Below are 19277 nucleotides of genomic sequence, written 5' to 3' on the forward strand. Positions count from 1 at the left end.
GCCACTTCTTTCCCCCAGAACCCCTTTTATGGAGCCTCAACAGGAATACCCCGAACCCCGCAAAAACAATAGTCGCGTGCTGCTGTGGGTAGCGCTCGTTTTGGTGCTGCTCGGTATCAATGGCGTATTGTTTTATTTGAATTCGCAGAAGAAAACGGAAAACGAGCAGCTAACTACCCAGGTGCAGGCCAAGGACACCAAGCTGCAAACCCAAATCAAGGAGTACGAAGACCTGAAAGCCAGCTACGAGCGCCAGAGCCAGGACCTGCAAAAGCTGGGCCTCAGCAACGACTCGCTTGAAGCCCGCATTTCGGGTATCAACGCCGATTTGCTCAAGCTGCGCTCCTTCAAGGCCGGCTCGTTTTCGGTGGCCGAACAGCAGCGCTTTAAGCAGCGCGCCCTCAACCTGGAAAGCCAGCTGAAGAAAAAAGACGACCAGATTGCCGACCTCAAAAAGTCGAACGACGACCTGTACGTCGAAACCACGACCCTCAAGGAAAAGCAGAACAAGCTGGCCGACACCATCAGCACAATTGCCAAAACCAACCGCGACCTGAGCGAGAAGGTGACCCTGGCCTCGCGCGTGCAGGCCAGCAACATTCACGTGAGCGTGCTCAATAAGAAGGACAAGGAGAAGGAGGACGATAAGGAGGAGTTCAAAGCCAAGAAGGTGGACCGCGTGAAAGTGGCCTTCGCGCTGTCGCGCAACGATGTGACGCCCAAAGACACCAAAACTATTTACATGCGCATTTTGGAGCCCGACGGCGCGGCCCTCTACAACCTGAGTACCGGCGGCGGCACCTTCACCGTGGACGGCCAGGAGGCCTTCTACACCATGAAGCAGGACGTAGTATTTGACAATACCAAGCAGGCCCTCAACTTTGTGTACGCCAAGGGTGCCGACTACAAAATCGGCCAGCACACGGTAGAGCTGTACGAAGGCGGCGCTTTGATGGGCAAAGCTATGTTTACACTTAAGTAATTAATAATAAGATAGTTGACTGAGTAAAAGAACGTCATGCTGAGCTTGCCGAAGCATCTCGCTCGAATCGTTGGAGTTGGTAATCCAGCGGCGCGAGCGAGATACTTCGGCAAGCTCAGCATGACGTTCTTTTTGATTTTTAGCTAGAGAATCCCCCTTTCCATGCCCGAGCAAGCCCTGATGAGCTGGAGCGGTGGCAAAGACTCGGCCCTGGCCCTGTACCACGCCCAGCGCAACCCGCACTATACCGTGACGCACCTGCTGACGTCGGTGAGCGCCCACTATGAGCGCGTATCGATGCACGGCGTGCGGCTGGCGTTGCTCGAAGCCCAGGCGACGCGCATTGGACTGCCGCTCACGCAGTTGCGCCTGGCCAAAATGCCCACCATGGCCGATTACGACGAGGCCCTGCGGGCGGCCTTCGCCGGCCTGCGGGCGCAGGGAGTGGCGGTAGCCGTTTACGGCGATATTTTTTTGGAAGACTTGCGGGCCTACCGCGAGCAGCAATTGGCGCGGGCGGGGCTGCGGGGCGAGTTTCCGCTGTGGCAGCGGCCGGGCGCTGAGCTGCTGGCCGAGTTCTGGCAGCTGGGCTTTCGGGCGGTAATCGTTTGTGTGAATGAGTGTTGGCTCGACGCCAGCTTTTGCGGGCGGCTGCTCGATGCCGACTTTGTGCGCGACCTGCCACCCGGCGTAGACCCCTGCGGCGAAAATGGCGAGTACCATAGCTTTGTCTTCGACGGCCCGATTTTCAGCGCGCCCATCGCCTTCACCAAAGGAGAGCTGGTGCGCCGGGTGTACGCGTCGCCGGCCGGTACGGCGGCCAGCGGGCCCGACGACCCGTTTGCCACCGGCTTTTGGTTCTGCGATTTGCTGCCCATGTAGGGGATGCGTTAGCTTGCCACCGCTGGGCTGTTTAGCGCATTGACCATCTGGCCCAACGGTGGCAAGCTAAAGCTTACCCTACATTCACGCTGCCTCACTCTTTGCTACCCCTCCGCTTGCTGCTCAAAAAATACCTGCTGCTGCTGTTGCTGGCCATGCCGCTGCTAGCCTCGGCCCAGCGCCGCCCCGCTGCCCGTCCGCGGCCGACTAAGGCGGTCGTTATCGCCAAAAAAACGGTGCCCAGCGGCCAGTCGCCCGCTTTTTTGCGCTACCTGCACTCGCCGTGGGTCGATAGCCTGATGCGCGCGCTCACGCCCCGGCAGCGGGTGGCGCAGCTGTTTATGCTGGCCGCGTATTCCAACAAGCCCGCCATTTACCAGGACTCCATCTCCACGCTGATAAGGGATTATGGCATTGGGGGGCTGATATTTTTTCAGGGTGGGCCGGTACGGCAAGCGCGCCTGCTCAACCGCTTCCAGGGTCAAAGCCGGGTGCCGCTGCTGGTGGCGATGGATGGCGAATGGGGCGCGGGCATGCGCCTCGACAGCGTGCTGAAGTTTCCGTACCAAATGAGCCTGGGTGCGGTGCCGGCCGCCGATTCGGGGCTGGTGTATGACATGGGGCGCGAGGTGGCGCGGCAGTTCACGCGCCTGGGCATGCAGGTCAATTTTGCGCCGGTGGTGGATGTCAATAACAACCCCGCCAACCCGGTTATCGGCTTCCGCTCATGGGGCGAAAACCCGGCGGCCGTGGCGCGCCTCAGTCGCCTGTATATGAAGGGGATGCAGGATGCGCGGGTGCTGGCCGTGGCCAAGCACTTCCCCGGCCACGGCGACGTAGATGCCGACTCGCACCTGGCCCTACCGGTGGTGCGCGTCGACCGCGAGCGCCTGGATACGCTGGAACTGCCGCCCTTTAAAAACATGATTGCCAATGGCATAGGCGGTATGATGGTGGCCCACCTCAACGTGCCGGCCCTCGACACCGTGCGCGGTCCCAGTACGCTTTCCAAACCCATCGTCACGGGCATTTTGCGGCAGCAGCTAGGCTTCAAAGGCGTGGTGTTTACCGATGCTATGAACATGAAGGGCCTTATCACGCAGGTGCCGACCGGCGAGGCCGAGGTGCGCGCTCTGCTGGCCGGCAACGACGTGCTGGAGTTCAGCAAAAATGTGCCGCTGGCCCTGGCCAGCGTGCTGGCCGCCGTGGACAGCGGCCGCATCAGCCAGGCGCGCATCGACGAAAGCTGCCGCCGGGTGCTGGCCCTCAAGCAGTGGGCGGGCCTGCGTAAGAAGCCGGTTATCAGCGAGTTGAATATTATGGCTGACCTCAACCCGGCCCACGCCCGCTACCTGGCCCACCGCCTCACGGCCCACAGCCTCACGCTGCTGCGCAACCAGGGCAACCTGCTGCCCGTGCAGCGGCTCGACACCCTACGCATGGCCACGCTGGTGCTGGGCGGCAACCCCGCCGACACCACCGACTTCCAAAAAGCCGTGGCCAGCTACGTACCCATGGCGCACTTTCACCTGCCCGCCGCGCCTACGCTCGATGAGCTGGTGGACATTCGGGCCAAGCTGTTTGGCTACGACGTAGTGCTGGTGGCGCTGCAAAGCCTGGGCCGGCTGCCGGCCACCAATTTCGGCATTGCGCCCGAGGCCAACCTGCTGCTGCGCGAGCTCACCAAGCCGGGCCAGCGCATTATTCTCAGCATCTTCGGCTCGGCCTACGCGGCGGCCAAGGTGCGTGACTTCGACCGGGCCAGTGCCGTGGTGATGGCGTATCAGGAAAGCCCCGAGGCCCAGGAGCTGGCCGCGCAGCTCATTTTTGGCGGCATCGGCGCGGTAGGAAAATTGCCCGTGACGGTCGCCAACAACCTGCCAGTGGGCTTCGGCCTCACCACCCAGCCCGGCCTGCGCCTGGCCTACGCCCACCCCGAAGACGCGGGCCTGGACAACCGCCTCGAAGCCCGCATCGACAGCGTGATGGCGCAGGCGCTGGCCGCCGGGGCCACGCCGGGCGGGCAGGTGCTCATTGCGCGGCGCGGCGTAGTGGTGCTGCGCAAAAGCTATGGTTACCAAGCTGCTACGAGCGGCGCGGCGCTGTCGGCCAGCTCCTCCACAAACCCAAATGCCAGCTCGGCGGCGAGTGGCTTTGGGAGTGAGCCGGGCGCGGCTGCCGGTGCGCCGTCCGCGCAAGCAGCGCCAGGCATCGGGCCGCAAGGGCCGCGCTGGGTGCAGAATACCGACCTCTACGACCTGGCTTCGCTGACCAAGGTGCTGGCCGCCACGCCGGCCCTGCTCAAGTTGCAAGAGCAGGGCAAGTTCAGCCCCGACAGCACGCTGGGGCAGCTGTTTCCTTTCTTGCGGAAGACCGATAAAGCTGGATTGAAAATGCGTGATGTGCTGACTCACCAAGCCGGCCTGCCCGCCTGGATTCCGTTCTGGAAGGCCTATGCCAAGGCCGATGGCACGCTGCGCCGCCGCTGGTTCCGGTCCGACTCGTCGGCGCGGTTTCCGCTGCCGGTGGCGCGGGGGCTGTGGGGCCGCCGCGAGCTGCCCGCCCGCATCTATGAGCAGATTGGGGCCGCGCCACTCAACGCCAAGCCCGGCTATGTGTACTCCGATTTGTCATTCTACCTCTACCCTGAGCTGGTGCAGCTGCGCACCGGGCAGTCGTTTGAGCAATTTTTGGAAAAATCAGTTTACCAGCCACTTGGCTCGGGGCTGCACTTTCAGCCGCTGCACCACGCCGCCTCAACCCGCATTGCGCCCACCGAGTACGACTCGCTGTTTCGGCGCCAATTGCTGCGCGGCTACGTCGATGATGAGGGCGCGGCGCTGCTGGGCGGCGTATCGGGCCACGCGGGCCTCTTTGGCTCGGCCAACGATGTGGCGCAGCTGGCGCAAACCTACGCCTGGGGCGGGCGCTACGGCGGCCAGCAGGTATTCAGTAAGGAGATTCTGGCCGATTGGACGCGCCAGCAATTCCCCGGTACCGCCAACCGGCGCGCCCTGGCCTTTGACCGGCCCAGCGCCCCGGCCACCGGCAACACCGCGCCAGGCGCATCGGCGGGCAGCTTCGGGCACTCGGGCTTCACGGGCACGTACTTCTGGGTAGACCCTGATAAAGGACTGGTGGTGGTAGTGCTCACCAACCGCCTCAATCCCTCGCGGCGCAACAACAAGCTGAGCGACCTCAACGTGCGCACCCAGATTCAGCAGGTGGCAATTGAGGCCCTGCGGTAGGTGCACAGACAATATTTCTTAGTAAAGCAGACTTTATAAAACGTGCTCCGGAGTCCGAAATAATGCGCAATATTTTATTTTTTGAACCATAAAGAGCGTTTTTTCTTCCTCGAAAAAGGACTTTAGTTAGCCAAAGTAGCTAAGACGTTTTGGGTAGGGAGCACGGTACTTTCGTGCCTATACCTCAAAACGAATAGGCTATTCATGGCACTCATCGGCACCCGCAAGCGCAAGCGTTACGTTACTTTCGTATCATACTTGCTACTAAGTAGTTGCAAGTTTAATCTGGAGCCTGACCCTTTTCCTACGCCCACGTACCAACTAACGCCCGACGAGTTGGTGTGGCAGGGCTACCAGCAAGGCCAAGAACTACGCTTTGGCCGCGCGGGCAGCCCTAAAGTGCGCACTTTTCGGGTGCTGAAAGTGCAGGATGAAACACAGCCTCAGGCAAGTAGCTCGCTGATTCCACCCCGAGGCACTTACCAGACGATTACCGTGCTGGGGCAGCGCACTGATTCTCTCACGTATATCTTTCGCACCAATGGCGATTCGGTGGCTGTAGTAGATGAGTTATTGGAGTTATACAAGTACTACAATAAAAGCACGGGTACGGTTGAATTAAGAGCAGATGTGGAGTGGTCTAAAACATTCAGCCAAAGCCTGCCCTTGGATGCTGTCACGACCAATCGGCCCCTGCAGAGCTCCACAGTTGAGTTGCTGCCTACGGTTGTGCTGGGTGGTGTAACTTATGGCCCAACCCTGCGCATCAGCCCTCAACTGAATACAGTGGGCTACAGCCCGCGGCTGCGGGCTATCCGGCGGGTTTATTATGCACGTGGCAAAGGGGTAGTAGGCTATGAGGAGGATGGCACTGGCCTTTGGTATCGGCTATAACCAGCGGGCCCGCCTCAAGCTCAAGAGGCCGCTTGCTCACTCAGCAGCCAGCCGACGGCCTCGCCCTCGGTGATGCACTGGTTCATGCGAAAGGGCTGGTTGGCAGCGTACGCTATCGGCTCGGGCACCACACCATCGGCCTGGAACTCCTGGCGCAAGCCGGGGGCCATGAAGTAAACCAGGCGCACGGGTGGGCCCAGCGCGCGCACCGCCTGGGCGTAGTACACATCCAAGAGCCAAGCCAGGGTGGCGGGGTCGCTGCGGCCGCGCCGCCGAATATCAAACAGCCAGCTGCGGGCCCCAAAATGCTGAGCGGCCGCCAGCAGGTCGGCGTAGTCCTGCCGGGCTTCGGCTTCCGTGACGGGCCGCAGCCAGCGGCCAAAAAGTATCTGTAAATCAGGTTGATAGATTATTTCGAGGCGCTCGGAAGAAGCCGGGTAAAACTGGGGCATAAAGTGGCAGCCCACGGGGGCCAGTCAGTCGCTAAGTAGCCACTCTAACGGTCGGGGCAGGCCCCGCGTTCGGGTTACGTAAAAAGCCGGCCGCGCCGGCCGCCCAATGCGCGGTGCGGCTGCTATCTTCCGCCCGCCAACTTCCCACTCCATTTCTGCCCCGCACTATGCTCGGACTAATGATGCAAACGCCCCTGCGCATCGCGGGGCTGATTGAACACGCTGCCCGCTGGCACGGTACCACCGAAATTGTGTCGCGCCTGCCCGAGGGCGGCCCCCTGCACCGCTACACCTACGCCGACGCCCACCAGCGGGCCAAGCAGCTGGCCAATGCCCTCACCCGCCTGGGTATCGCCGAGGGCGACCGCGTGGGCACTTTGGCCTGGAACACGCACCGGCATTTTGAGCTGTACTACGGCATATCAGGCCTGGGCGCGGTGTGCCACACCATCAACCCGCGGCTGTTTTTCGAGCAGTTGGTTTACATTATCAACCACGCGCAAGACCGGCTGCTGTTCTTCGACAGCACGTTTCTGCCGCTCGTCGATAAGCTGGCCCCCCACTGCCCTTCGGTAGAAAAGTGGGTATTGATGGCCGGTCCCGAGCACCTGCCCACCGAGTTGGCCCTGCCCGGCCTGGCTAGCTATGAAGCCTTGCTGACCGCCGAAAGTGCTGATTTTGAGTGGCCTACGTTTGACGAGAACACGGCTTCTTCGCTGTGCTACACCTCCGGCACCACCGATGAGCCCAAGGGCGTGCTCTACTCGCACCGCTCCACGCTGCTGCACGCTTACGCGGCCTCATTGCCCGACTGCTTCAACTGCGGCGCGCGCGACGTGATTCTGCCCGTGGTGCCCATGTTCCACGTCAACGCCTGGGGCGTGCCCTACCTGGCGGCGCTCAACGGCTGTAAGCTGGTGCTGCCCGGCCCCGCCCTGGACGCGGCCAGCCTCTACGAATTATTTGAAAGCGAAGGGGTTACGTTCTCGGCCGGAGTGCCCACCATCTGGTTTGGGCTGCTGACATACATGCGCGAGGGCGCGCGCCGGTTTAGCACGCTGCGCAAGATGATAGTGGGCGGCGCGTCGTGCCCGCCGGCCCTGCTGCGCGCCTTCGATGAGGAGCTGGGCGTGGAAATCCGCCATGCGTGGGGCATGTCCGAAACCTCGCCGCTGGGTACCGTGAGCACCCTCAAAGCCCAGCAGCTCGACCTGCCCGAGGAGGCGCAGTTCTTCTTGAAAATCAAGCAGGGCCGCGTTATTTTCGGCATCGACATGGAGATTGTGGATGGCGACGGCCAGCCGCTGCCCCACGATGGCGTGGCCTTTGGCGACCTGCTGGTGCGCGGGCCGTTTGTGGTGAGCGACTACTTTGGCGCGCCCGGCGCGGGCCAGCTCACGGCCGGCGGCTGGTTTCGCACCGGCGACGTGGGCACCATCGACCCCGAGGGCTTCCTGCACATTACCGACCGCTCGAAGGACGTGATAAAGTCGGGCGGCGAGTGGATTTCCAGTATTGACCTTGAGAACCTGGCTATCGCCCACCCCGGCATCGCCGAGGCGGCTGTTATCGGCGTGCCCCACCCCAAGTGGAGTGAGCGTCCCCTGCTGATAGCCGTGCGCAAGCCCGGCCACGAGGTGACGGGTGAGGAGCTGCTGAAATTCCTGGACGGTAAAATTGCCCCCTGGTGGCGCCCCGACGCCGTGGAGTTTGTAGCCCAGCTGCCGCACACCGCCACCGGCAAGCTCCTCAAAACCCAGCTGCGCAAAGACTTTGCGAGCTACGAGTTAAAATCTTAATTAAGTAGTAGTTACGATGAAAAAACTGATAGTTGCGCTGCTGGCGCTAGGCGGCTACGCCGCGCCCGCCGCCGCCCAAGCCCCCACCGACCGCGATGGCCTGACGCGCTACGCAGCCGCCAACCAAGCGCTACCCACGCCCCAGCCCGCCCGCCCGCGCATTGTGCTGCTCGGCAACTCCATCACCGACATTTGGCCCAAGGCCGATTCGGCCTTCTTTGCCAGTAAGCGCTATGAGTACGTGGGGCGCGGCATTGGGGGGCAAACGTCGCCGCAGCTGCTGGTGCGCTTCCGGCAGGACGTGCTCGACCTGCACCCCGCGGTGGTGGCCATTCTGGCGGGTATCAACGACATTGCCGAAAACACTGGCCCCTACGACCCACAGGCCACGCTCAACAACGTGAAGTCGATGACCGAGCTGGCGCAGGCCAACGGCATCCGGGTCATTCTGTGCTCGGTGCTACCCGCCTACGACTTCCCCTGGCGCAAGGGCCTAACGCCCGCGCCCAAAGTGCTGGCGCTTAATCAAATGATTAAAGCCTACGCCGCCCAGCGGCACGCCACTTACCTCGACTACCACTCGGCCATGGCCGACAGCCGCCAGGGCCTGCCGCCCGCCCTCGCCAAAGACGAGGTGCATCCCACGCTGGCCGGCTACCGCATTATGAGCCCGCTGCTGGAGCAGGCCGTGGCCACGGCACTGAAGAAGAAGTAGCCAGATTATCAATTAGCTCACGCATAAGAAAGCCCCGCCGACTTGCTGTCGGCGGGGCTTTCTTATGCGTGAGCTATCTACTGCGCGCCTTGCCGCAGGTACGGCTCCAGCACGTCGTAGGCCTTTTTGGCGCGCGCCTCGTCCTTCACCTGGGCGGCGGCCTGGTACACGCTTTGCAGCATGTAGAGGTACTGGCGCTGGCTGTCGTCGAAGAGGGCGCCGTCGTGGGTGTTGTAGTAGCTCAGGATGGTGAGGCTGCGGGTGGTGAGCTTGTCGAGGATGGCGTTGGCCTTGTCCTTTTCGCCCACGGCGTAGAGCACCGGCACCAGCTGCGGCGTGTAGAAGTCGAAGGGCACCGCGTTGTCGGGCATCACGGCTAAGCACTTGTTGGCCACCTCTTTGGCTTTGGCCAGGTCACCGTCGGCGAGGTAGGCGTTGGCGAGGCGGGCAAACTTGTCGCGGTAGTTGGCCGGGAAGCGCAGGTTGTTTTCGTCGTAGAACACGCTGGCGTTATCCAGGCCGCGGTACTGAAATTTGTTCATCAGCACGTCGTAGCAGATGTCCTTCTCCACGTAGCCCTCGTCGCCGCGCGGCGAGAAGTTGGGGTCGCGCAGCGGCAGCAGGCGGTAGGCCATGCCTTCGAGCTGGAAGTAGGGCTGCAGGTTCATGTAGTCGCTGGGGGCCACCGTGGAGCTGAAGTAGATGGGTCGCTTCCAGTTGTTGGTCGCAATCATGTCCAGAATCACCAGGTTTTTCTTCTCGATGGCGCGTTTGCCCATGCTCCAGTCCAGGCGGCTTACGAGCTGGCCCTTACGGTCTTTCGGAATGATACCCAGGGCTTTAACCGCCGTCGTATCTACGTTCAGGAAGAACTTGGGCGTGGGGAAAGTCATGGTCGAGTAGTTACCATCGGTGTACTTTAGAAGGGGGCTGCCCTGGCCCACGAGGCTGATAAACTGCTTGAGGTCGAGGCTATCTACCGAGGGGTTGGGCGAGAAGGGCAGCATGTCGTTGTTGCCCTGCGCGTAGGTGGCATCGCTCATTGTAACCGGCACGGGGTCAGACTTATACGAGCGGCGCTTCATCTGCTGGATGTACCAGTCGGTATTCAGGTACGAGAGTACGGCCACGCGCACATCGGTGCGCACGCCCTCCACCTCCTGGGCGTACCAGAGCGGGAAGGTGTCGTTGTCGCCGTTGGTGAACAGGATGGCGTTCGGGGCGCAGCTATTGAGTAGGTTACGGGCCGAATCGACCGAGTTGTAGCGGCCCGAGCGGTTGTGGTCGTCCCAGCCCTGGGCCAGCAGAATACCGGGCGAAATCAGCCCCAGCAGCACAGCTACGCTGGCGCGCAGGTTTTCGGCCTTGAGAGCGGCGGCCAGCGCCTGGCCCACGCCAATAACACCCAGGCCAATCCAGATGGCGAAGGCAAATGTGGCGCCCGTGAAGGTATAGTCGCGCTCGCGGGGCTCAATGGGCGGCTGGTTGAGGTAAATCACAATGGCAATGCCCGTGAATAGGAACAGCAAACCTACCACCAGCGCATCGTGCCCGCGCTTGCGAATCTGCACAAACAAGCCTATTAACCCCAGAATGAGCGGGATAGCGAAAAAGTTATTGTGCGCAAAGCTGCCGCCAATGCGGTCGGGCAGGGTGGAGGCGCTGGGGCTGAGCGGCCCAATCACGCCCGCCTGCTGCACATCAGATTCGCGGCCGATGTAGTTCCAGCCGAAGTAGCGCCAGAACATGTGCCCAATCTGGTACCGGAACAGGAAGCCCAGGTTTTGGCCCATCGTGGGCTTGGTGCCTTCCTGCAAGTCGGGTACCCACTTCTTATACTCCTGAATATGCGCGGGGTCGTAGCTGTAGAGGCGGGGCAGCAGCATCTTGTCGGCGTCGGCGTAGCCGGGCTCCTGGCCGCGGGGCAGGATTTCGACGTACTTGCCGCCGTCGCGCTTGTAGCGCGGCGCGCCCTCTTCGTAGTGGTCGGGCTGCGCGTTGAACTGCGGGCCGTAGAGCAGGGGCCGCGAGCCGTACTGCTCGCGCTTGAGGTAGCTCACGAAGCTCAGCACATCCTCGGGGTTGTTCTCGTTGATGGTGGGGTGAAACGACGAGCGAATCGGCACAATCAGGTAGGTCGAGTAGCCGATGAGGATAAACACGAAGCACAGCATGCCCGTGTTCAGCAGCTGGCTGCGGCGCTGGTACGAAAGCCGGAAGCCTGCGTAAATCAACCCCACAAACAGCAGCAGGAAAATAATCAGGCCCGAGTCGAAGGGCAAACCCAGCGTATTAATAAAGAACACCTCGAAGCCACCGGCCAGCGTAGGCAGGCCCGGAATGATGCCCACCAGCACCGAGCCCACGATAACCAGGCTGACAACCAGCGTGATGATGCCACCCAGCACGCTCGGGTTGGCCGAGCGGCGGTAGTAGTAGATGAAGGCCAGGGCCGGCAGCGCCAGCAGGTTCAGCAAGTGCACGCCGATGCTGAGGCCGATGACGTAGGCAATGAGAATGAGCCACTTATCAGAATCGGCCTCGCTGGCGTGCTCCTCCCACTTCAGCATAATCCAGACCACGGCGGCGGTGCAGAGGGCCGACATGGCGTACACCTCGCCTTCTTCGGCGTTGAACCAGAACGAATCGGAAAACGCGAACGAGAGCGCGCCGACCACGCCCGCGCCCAAAATGAGCAGCGTTTGGTAGCCGGTGGGCTCGGGCGTTTCGGTTTCAAACTCGCCCCGCGCCAGCAGCAGCTTGCGCGCCAGCCGGGTGATTATCCAGAACAAGAACAGCACCGTGAACGAGCTGCTGAGGGCCGATAGCGCATTGACCAGCACGGCCACCTTGGTCACGTCGCCGAAGCTGAGCAGTGACATCAACCGCCCCAGAATGAGGAAGGTGGGCGCGCCGGGGGGGTGCGGCACCAGCAGCTTGTAGGAGCAGGCAATGAACTCGCCGCAGTCCCAGAACGAGGCAGTGGGCTCGAGCGTGAGCAGAAAGACGACGGTAGCGATGGCAAACACCACCCAACCGACCAGGTTATTCAACCGTTGAAATGAACGCATACGGGGCAAAAAAGGCTGGTCGCCGCGGCCAAAGGCCCGCGCCGCCAGACTAGCGGGAAATTCCGGAATAACTAAAGCCTTGCCATTTGGCAAGAATCCCCCAAAAGTAGGCATTAACCCGCCAGGGGTTGCGTCGGCCAGCGCATTAAGGGTTTAAAAACGTTTGTCCTTGCGCGCGCAACGAAGTGGAGCGCGGCAATCACACTCGAACGCTACCCATGCAGGTCGTTCTGGTGTGATTGCCGCGCTCCACTTCGTTGCGCGCGCAAGGACAAACGTTTGATAGCTACTCCTAGAGCAAGGTCAGGCGGTTGGTGCTCACGGCCTTGTCATTCACCAGCAGCGAGCAGAAGTACAGGCCGGCTGGTAGGCCCGTCACATCGAGGGGTAGGCCCGTGGCGGCGGTTGCCAGCGGCAAGGGCAGCAGGCGCACCTCGCGACCAAGCACGTTGCTCAGACGCAGCTTGTAGTCAGGGCCGTGCTGGGCCGAGAGCTGCACCGTGAGCAGCCCGCGCGCAGGATTCGGAAATACGCTCAGCGACGGCGCGCCCGACTGGCTGGGCGCGGGCACGGCCGCCAGCGCCGCGTGCAGGCTGGGTGCCGTGAAGGTAGCGGGGCTAGCTGGCGTGAGGAAAGCCGCCATGCCAGGAATCGGGCTGCCGGGCGTCCAGGTGGCGAGCGGGTTGCCGAGGCCCGTGGGGCGCACGCTCCGCGCCCACACTAGGCGCGCGGTGGTTTGCGTAATAGTAGCCGTTTGGCTAGGCAACTGCTGCGGCGCGGCCACCGCGGCCGGCGCCGCACCCAGGTGCGCGCCGTAGGCGGCGGTAACGGCGGGTAGCAAAGCCAGCGCCGCGAGTGCCAAAGATAAAAAACGAGTAGCTAAGCGCATGGGTACGAAGAAAATAGCGTGGAAAAGCCAGGGCTGGCTCAAAAGTAACGGGTAGGCGGTGATTTGCTAATGAACAAGCACCGTGCCGGGCCCTTTAGTTTCTAAAAGCCCAGCTTAATCGACCAGACCCGCCCTTTGCTCGACGGGTAAGGCACCCCCGCGCAGCCACTCCCTCCAGATGCTCCTTTCGCCCGAAAGGCTGCATAGGTACTGGTTTTTTGCTGCCAATACCTAGTAAAGTGCTGTTTTGAGGTACATTGCTAACTTAACGCACTCGTCGCGCCGCCGCCGCCCACCCGACCGTCGCTTGCGGGGCCCACTGCGGCCCCGCTGCCGAATTGGCAAGAAAAGCACCTATCAGGTAACTCCGCCTATGTTGTTTATGACAGAAAGGCCCGCGTGCGCTCCTTTAATTATTGGCCGGCTTGGGCGCGGCCGCGGGGCCACGCTGCTGCTGGGCGCTTGCCTCAGTGCCTGCAACGCCGAGCCGCCCGCCCGCCTGCCACCGGCCCCGCACACGGCGCAGGTGGCCGTGCGGCCCTACCCGGCGGCCTTCGGCTACGGCTGCAACCTGGGCTACTACGGCCCCACCTGGCCCGATGAGCAGCTGGCCCGCGCCGTGCACGCGGCCGGCGGCAACACCATCCGCGTGACACTGCCCGAGCAGTTTCTGGTGCAGTGGGGCTGGGACGTGCGTAAAAGCACTTTCAGTTATTATACTGATTCCCTGAAATTTAGCAACCTGACGTGCTTTGTAGGCGACCCCAGCCCGGCCCACCGCGACCCCGTGGTGTACCCTGGCTGCCCCGAGCCCAGCCACCTGTTTGCCAACTTGTACGAGCCCATTTGGAACGCCGATAGTACCGTTAATCCTAAGAATTACTACGCCCAGTACATCTACCAGCTCACGCAGCGCTACGGGCGGCACGTGCGGGTGTGGGAGGTGGTGAACGAGCCCGACTACATCACGGGCACCCTCAATAGAAAGTGGCTGGACCGTGCCCCCGCGCCCGCCGAGCTGCCCAATGTGCTGGCCCCCATTGGCCGCTACATCCGCACGCTGCGCATCACCTGGGAGGTGGTGAAAAAATACCAGCCCACCGCCTACGTGGCCCCCGGCGGCCTGGGCTACCCCGAGTTTCTCGATGCCCTGCTGCGCTACTCCGACAACCCCCGCGACGGCGCGCCCAACGCCGAGTACCCGGCTACCGGCGGCGCGTATTTCGATGTGCTTGATTACCATGTGTATCCGTCGTACGACCTGCGGCGGCGCGACTGGCAGCGCGCCGGCCGCTTTGCCTACACCCGCAACTCCGACTTTGCGGCCGAGCAAGTCATTGCCCACCAACAGGCAATGGCCGCCGTGCTGCACAAATACGGCTACGACGGCACCGCCTACCCACGCAAGCACTTCCTGGTGAGCGAAACCAACGTGGGCCGGCGGCCCGCCGACTGGCGCGCCGGCTCCGACGAGCTACAGCGCAACTTTGGCCTGAAGGCGCTGGTGCTGGCCCAGCAGGCCGGCATTACGCAGCTGCATTTTTACCGGGTGGGCGAGGGGGCCGTGGCCCCGCCGCCCGGTGAGGCCGTGAGTGGCGACACCGAATTTCAGCTCATGGGCCTCTACGAAAGCCTGACCCGCGACCCGCCCGGCCGCCAAAAGCTCACCGAGCTGGGCCAAGCCCTGCGCACCAGCGGCCGGCTGCTGGCCGGCCGGCCCTACGACGCGGCCGGCACCGCCGCGCTGCACCTGCCGCCCGGCGTGGCGGGGGCGGCCTTTGGCACTGGCCCCGGCGCGGTGCTGGTGCTGTGGGCCCAGGCCCGAGCCGACCAGAGCGAGGCGGCCGCCGCCACCTACCCGCTGCCCGCCGCCTGGCAGCAGCCCACCCTCACGCGCTACGCCTGGAACCATGTGCCCGGCGCGGCCGGCCAGCCCTGCCCCGGCACTAGCCTTGCCCTCACGGGCACGCCGGCTTTTTTTGCGCGCACACCGCTGGGGCAGTAGGGTAGTAGATTTTATTTAGGCGCCCCAGCAAAAAAAAAGTGCAATCAGTCAAGTAGTTGCGGCCGCTGGCTAACTGGCATTGCGCCGGGCAACGGTGGTGGCCGGTATTCGGCGCTCTACGCGGCGCAGGGGCAGCATTGAGTTGGTTTTTCAGGAAAAATCAGGCACTGTTTAGGGCGAATATAGCAAGCCAAAGAAAGTGCTACCAGTTTGCCGAAAAGTATAAAAAGAAGATGCAACTGCTTGATTACTAAACCGTAAATTAACCTGGTCATTTGGAGTAGTTTGTCTTTTGGGTTGTATTTTCGCAGCGTACAGATTTGCCCCAGGTTGCTGGCCCCGCGGGCGCTGGCAACGCTGCCGGAACATTGCCCCATTTAGTTCGCTGAGGGTAGCGATTACAAAAATCGCCGCCTGCTTAATCCTTATCCCGGGCGGCTTTTGGCCGCCGCTCCCACCCATCCCTATTCCGGTTTTTGATTTTATCAGGCGGCTGATACCAGCATCCGCGTGCTCATTTTTTTCCTTATTATCATGCGCATCCCTACCCTAATGAGTCGATTAGCGGCCTTGCTGGCCAGCTACTTACTGGTTTTTTCGGCGCAGGCCCAGGTAGCCGGCGAGCAGCGCGTGGCCATCACCGGCATCACGCCCAGCCTCGACACTGGCCAGGACTATTCGCCCTGGCTCGACGACAACCCCGGCAATCTGGTGAAGGACAGCTGGTTTCCCACCAACTTCCAGTACGTGGACGTGACCCTGAAGCTCGCCCAGCCCACCGTGCTCACCCGAATTTCGCTGTTTGACTACCAAGGAATATTCACGGCGCAGCCGGCGCTCATTTACGCCCAAAGCGGTAGCCAGCGCACCCTCATCGGCAGCTTCGACGGGTCGCAGTACAACGTGTGGGTAGACCTGGCCGCGCCCGGCAGCCTCCCGGCCGATGCCATCGTCATTCACAAGTTTTGCAACAATATTCCGGTCAAAATCAAGGTGTTTGGCCAGGCTAGTGGGGGCACTACTACGCCCGTGCCCACCGCGCCAGTAGCGGCCCTGCTGGGCTTTGGCGCACTGGCTACCAAAACGGTGGGCGATGCGCCGTTTGCCCTTGCGGCCAGCAGTACCAATGGGCTGATTCCCATCACGTTTGCTTCGTCTAATGCCGGGGTGGTGAGCGTGGCCCAGACCAGCGCCGGTACCTGGCTGGCTACGGTAACCGGGGCCGGCACGGCCACCATCACGGCCAGCCAGGCGGCCAGCAGCACCTACCTGGCCGCCAGCGCCACCCAAACGCTGACCGTGCAGGCCGCCGCCACTACGCCGCCGCCGCCCACGCCCACTCCAACCCCTACTCCCACGCCGCCCACCGGACCCGTGACGGCGGGCAAAATTCCGCTCGATGCCAGCCGCTGGTACCAGCTTACCAATGCGCCTAATGAAATTAAGCCCCTCTTCGATGGCGCAACGAACACAGGCGCTACCATTGGCTGGGGCAAGGTGATTCCGGTGTACGATGCCTATTATCCGCTGCTACCAGGCGAGGCGATGAGCCTGGAAACCATTCGGTTATTTGACGGCGACGGTACAAACCCCGGTGACCCGATGACGCTCTCCGTCATTACCGATACCTGGCAGCGCGTACCGGTGGCCACCTTCACGGGCGGGCAGTACAACCGCTGGGTGGGGCCCGACCCCAACCAGCCCGACGTGTTCAAGCTGCCTGCGGCCGTTGGCAATATTCGCTACCTGGTTATTACGGCCTCGTGGGCGTATCCGACGGAGATTGAGCTGGGTGGCAGCTACGCGGCGGGCTCGCCGCTGCCCGTGGCCGACGTAGCCGCGCTGGCCGTGCAAAAGAAAATCAAGTTCAGCCAGGAGCTGGGCGTCAACGCCTTTGAGTGGGACGTGGAAGACCCCAACAATCCCGGCCAGATTGACGAAACGCGCCTCAAAGGGGTGAAAAACTTCACCGGCTTCCGGCATTACCTCGACTGGCAGAAGCTCGAATCGACGGAGGGCGGCTACACCTTCAACCCCGTGCACAGCGGCGGCTGGAACTACGACCTGCTGTACCAACGCCTTAAAAGCGAAGGGGTTACGGTATTAACCTGCCTTAAAACGCTGCCCGACTGGCTGCTGGCTACCTACCCCGGTGACCAGCGCGAGCTGGAGAACGTGCCCGTGCGCTATGGCAAGGACTTTGCCGACCCCGCTTCCTACGTAGAGCAGGCCAAGGTGGCGTTTCAATTCGCGGCGCGCTACGGGGCCAACCCCGGTGTGCCGGCCAACCTGCTGCACGTGGACCAAAGCACCCGCTGGGCCGGCGACGGCGTGAACGAGGTTAAAATCGGCCTCAACCTGGTGCACTACATCGAATGCGATAATGAGCGCGACAAGTGGTGGAAGGGCCGCAAAGCCTATCAAACCGGCCGCGAGTACGCCGCCAACCTGTCGGCTTTCTACGACGGGAATAAGAACACGCTGGGCGCGGGCGTGGGCGTCAAAAACGCTGACCCCACCATGCAGGTGGTGATGGGCGGCCTGGCCGCCGCCACCCCCGACTACGTGCGCGGCATGCTAGACTGGTGCAAGCAGTACCGCGGCTACAAGCCCGACGGCAGCGTGAACCTCTGCTGGGACGTGATTAACTACCACCTCTACTCCAACGACGCCAGCACCTCGCAGGGCGGCAACTCGACGCGCGGCGCGGCCCCCGAGGTGTCGAACGTGGCCCAGGTGGCCCAGGCCTTCGTGACGATGGCCCACCAATACGCCAACGACATGCCGGTGTGGGTAACCGAAACCGGCTACGACACCAACCCGGGCAGCCCGCTCAAGGCCATTGCCATCGGGCCGCGCTCGGTGCTGCAAACCGAAGCCGACTGGACGCTGCGCACCGCCCTGCTGTATGCGCGCTGGGGCGTGGAGCGCACGTTCTTCTACCAGCTGGCCGACGACAACCCCGCCAGCGCGGTGCAGTTCAGCTCGTCGGGCCTCGTCAATGCCGACCGCTCGGCTAAGCCCGCGGCCGACTTCCTGCGCCAGGCCAACCAGTTGCTGGGGGCCTATATTTTCACCGGCACGCTCAACAGCGACCCCCTTGTGGACCGCTACGAGGCGGCTGGCAAGACCATCTTTGCCCTGGTGGTGCCCGATGAGAAGGGCCGCACCGCCACCTACACTCTCGACCTGGGCGGGGCTACCACCGCTACCATTTACCAGCCGCAGGCGGGCCAGGCCAGCATGAGCACCACCCCGGTGAGCGCCCCCGGCGGCCGCCTCACCCTCACCGTGACCGAAACGCCGCAGTTTGTGGCGGCCGGTGGCACGCCCGCTATACCCCCCACGGCCAGCGCCTGCACCGGCACCGGCTCCATCGGCTGGGAGCAGTGGACGAACGTGAACGGCAATTCGCTAAGCGCGATTCCGACCCAGAAAACGCCTGATAATACCGTGCTGCTCACGCAGTTTGAGAGCGCCCACAACATCGGCGACAACTACGGGGCGCGCATCCGGGGCTACGTATGCCCGCCCCAGGATGGCAGCTACACCTTCGCGATTGCCGGCGACGACGACTGCCAGCTGTGGCTGAGCACCGACGACAACGCGGCTAATAAAATGCTGATTGCCAACGTAAATGGCTGGACTAACCCCGGCGAGTGGACCAAGTACGCCAGCCAGCAGTCGGCCCCGGTGCAGCTGCTGGCCGGCCGCCGCTACTACATCGAAGCTCTGCACCTCGAAATGGGCGGCGGCGACTTCGTGGCCGTGGGCTGGACGCTGCCCGGCGGCACCGTCGAAGCGCCCATTGCGGGCGCGCACCTCCTCCCGTTTGGCACGGCAGCCAGCCTTCTCGGTGGCCAGGAGGCCAGCGCCCAAAGCGCCCGCACCCTGGCCACCAATGATGCCGCCGACCCCGCCGCCACCGGCCTCATCCTCTACCCCAATCCATTTACCGGCCAGGCTAGCATCGGGTTTGTGCTGCCCCAGGCGGGCCGCGCCACCCTCGAAATCTACGATGTGCAAAACCGTCTCGTGCGGCGGCTTTTTGCTGGCTCGGCCGCGGCCGGCGAGCGCCGGCAGTTCACGCTGGCCGGCTCCGAGCTGGCGGTGGGCATGTACCTCGTGCGGCTGGTAACCGGCAGCCAGGTGTATACGCGAAAGCTGGTGCGGGTGAACTAAGGGGTTCTTGTTGCAGAAGGGCGGATTTACACGCTAAGCCTTTAACTTACTGATTTTAAGAAGTATACTAGCGGTTCGATTTGCCCCTATCAAAAACAAAATCCTTTTTGATAGGCTGGGCATACCCTCTTGATTACTTGGAATCGCGTTTTTTAGAG

11 protein-coding genes are annotated in these 19277 nt (G+C 62.5%); 8 read left to right on the plus strand and 3 right to left on the minus strand.

What is annotated here, in order from left to right:
* The first annotated feature begins 28 nt into the window (after positions 1-28).
* The 4 genes from ACYVGC_RS13045 to ACYVGC_RS13060 all read left to right on the plus strand — a co-directional run bounded on the left by ACYVGC_RS13045 (position 29) and on the right by ACYVGC_RS13060 (position 6006).
* The gene (locus ACYVGC_RS13045) at positions 29-982 is read left to right on the plus strand and encodes a hypothetical protein (RefSeq protein ID WP_460584265.1); all 954 of its coding nucleotides are present in this window, start codon (positions 29-31) and stop codon (positions 980-982) included.
* A gap of 162 nt (positions 983-1144) precedes the next feature.
* On the plus strand, positions 1145-1864 hold the full coding sequence (locus ACYVGC_RS13050) for a Dph6-related ATP pyrophosphatase (protein ID WP_460584266.1): 720 nt from the start codon (positions 1145-1147) through the stop codon (positions 1862-1864).
* 101 nt (positions 1865-1965) lie between these two features.
* A complete protein-coding gene (locus ACYVGC_RS13055) occupies positions 1966-5112 on the plus strand; it encodes a glycoside hydrolase family 3 N-terminal domain-containing protein (protein WP_460584267.1) in 3147 nt (1048 codons plus the stop codon).
* A gap of 204 nt (positions 5113-5316) precedes the next feature.
* Entirely contained in the window at positions 5317-6006 is a 690-nt protein-coding gene (locus ACYVGC_RS13060; protein WP_460584268.1) for a hypothetical protein, read from the plus strand.
* Positions 6007-6026: 20 nt separating this feature from the next.
* Here the strand turns inward: ACYVGC_RS13060 and ACYVGC_RS13065 are convergent, their stop codons facing one another.
* The gene (locus ACYVGC_RS13065) at positions 6027-6458 is read right to left on the minus strand and encodes a hypothetical protein (RefSeq protein ID WP_460584269.1); all 432 of its coding nucleotides are present in this window, start codon (positions 6456-6458) and stop codon (positions 6027-6029) included.
* 167 nt (positions 6459-6625) lie between these two features.
* On the opposite strand from ACYVGC_RS13065, the gene ACYVGC_RS13070 reads away from it, so the two are divergent.
* Both ACYVGC_RS13070 and ACYVGC_RS13075 read left to right on the plus strand, forming a co-directional pair.
* The gene (locus tag ACYVGC_RS13070) at positions 6626-8257 is read left to right on the plus strand and encodes a 3-(methylthio)propionyl-CoA ligase (protein ID WP_460584270.1); all 1632 of its coding nucleotides are present in this window, start codon (positions 6626-6628) and stop codon (positions 8255-8257) included.
* Positions 8258-8273: 16 nt separating this feature from the next.
* Positions 8274-8972: an SGNH/GDSL hydrolase family protein gene (locus ACYVGC_RS13075; RefSeq protein WP_460584271.1), complete on the plus strand. Its 699-nt coding sequence runs from the start codon at positions 8274-8276 to the stop codon at positions 8970-8972.
* Between the two features lie 77 nt (positions 8973-9049).
* Here ACYVGC_RS13075 and ACYVGC_RS13080 read toward each other — a convergent pair whose 3' ends face one another.
* Together ACYVGC_RS13080 and ACYVGC_RS13085 are read right to left on the minus strand one after the other, a co-directional pair.
* Positions 9050-12043, minus strand: a complete 2994-nt coding sequence (locus ACYVGC_RS13080; protein WP_460584272.1) for a protein O-mannosyl-transferase family — start codon at positions 12041-12043, stop codon at positions 9050-9052.
* A gap of 292 nt (positions 12044-12335) precedes the next feature.
* Positions 12336-12932 carry a T9SS type A sorting domain-containing protein gene (locus tag ACYVGC_RS13085; RefSeq protein WP_460584273.1) on the minus strand — a complete coding sequence of 199 codons (597 nt, stop codon included), beginning with the start codon at positions 12930-12932 and terminating at the stop codon, positions 12336-12338.
* Positions 12933-13314: 382 nt separating this feature from the next.
* Here ACYVGC_RS13085 and ACYVGC_RS13090 point away from each other — a divergent pair, with 382 nt between their 5' ends.
* Positions 13315-14937: a glycoside hydrolase family protein gene (locus ACYVGC_RS13090; protein ID WP_460584274.1), complete on the plus strand. Its 1623-nt coding sequence runs from the start codon at positions 13315-13317 to the stop codon at positions 14935-14937.
* 534 nt (positions 14938-15471) lie between these two features.
* Positions 15472-19119 carry a PA14 domain-containing protein gene (locus ACYVGC_RS13095; RefSeq protein ID WP_460584275.1) on the plus strand — a complete coding sequence of 1216 codons (3648 nt, stop codon included), beginning with the start codon at positions 15472-15474 and terminating at the stop codon, positions 19117-19119.
* Positions 19120-19277: the final 158 nt, after the last annotated feature.

The organism is Hymenobacter arcticus (assembly GCF_054779975.1).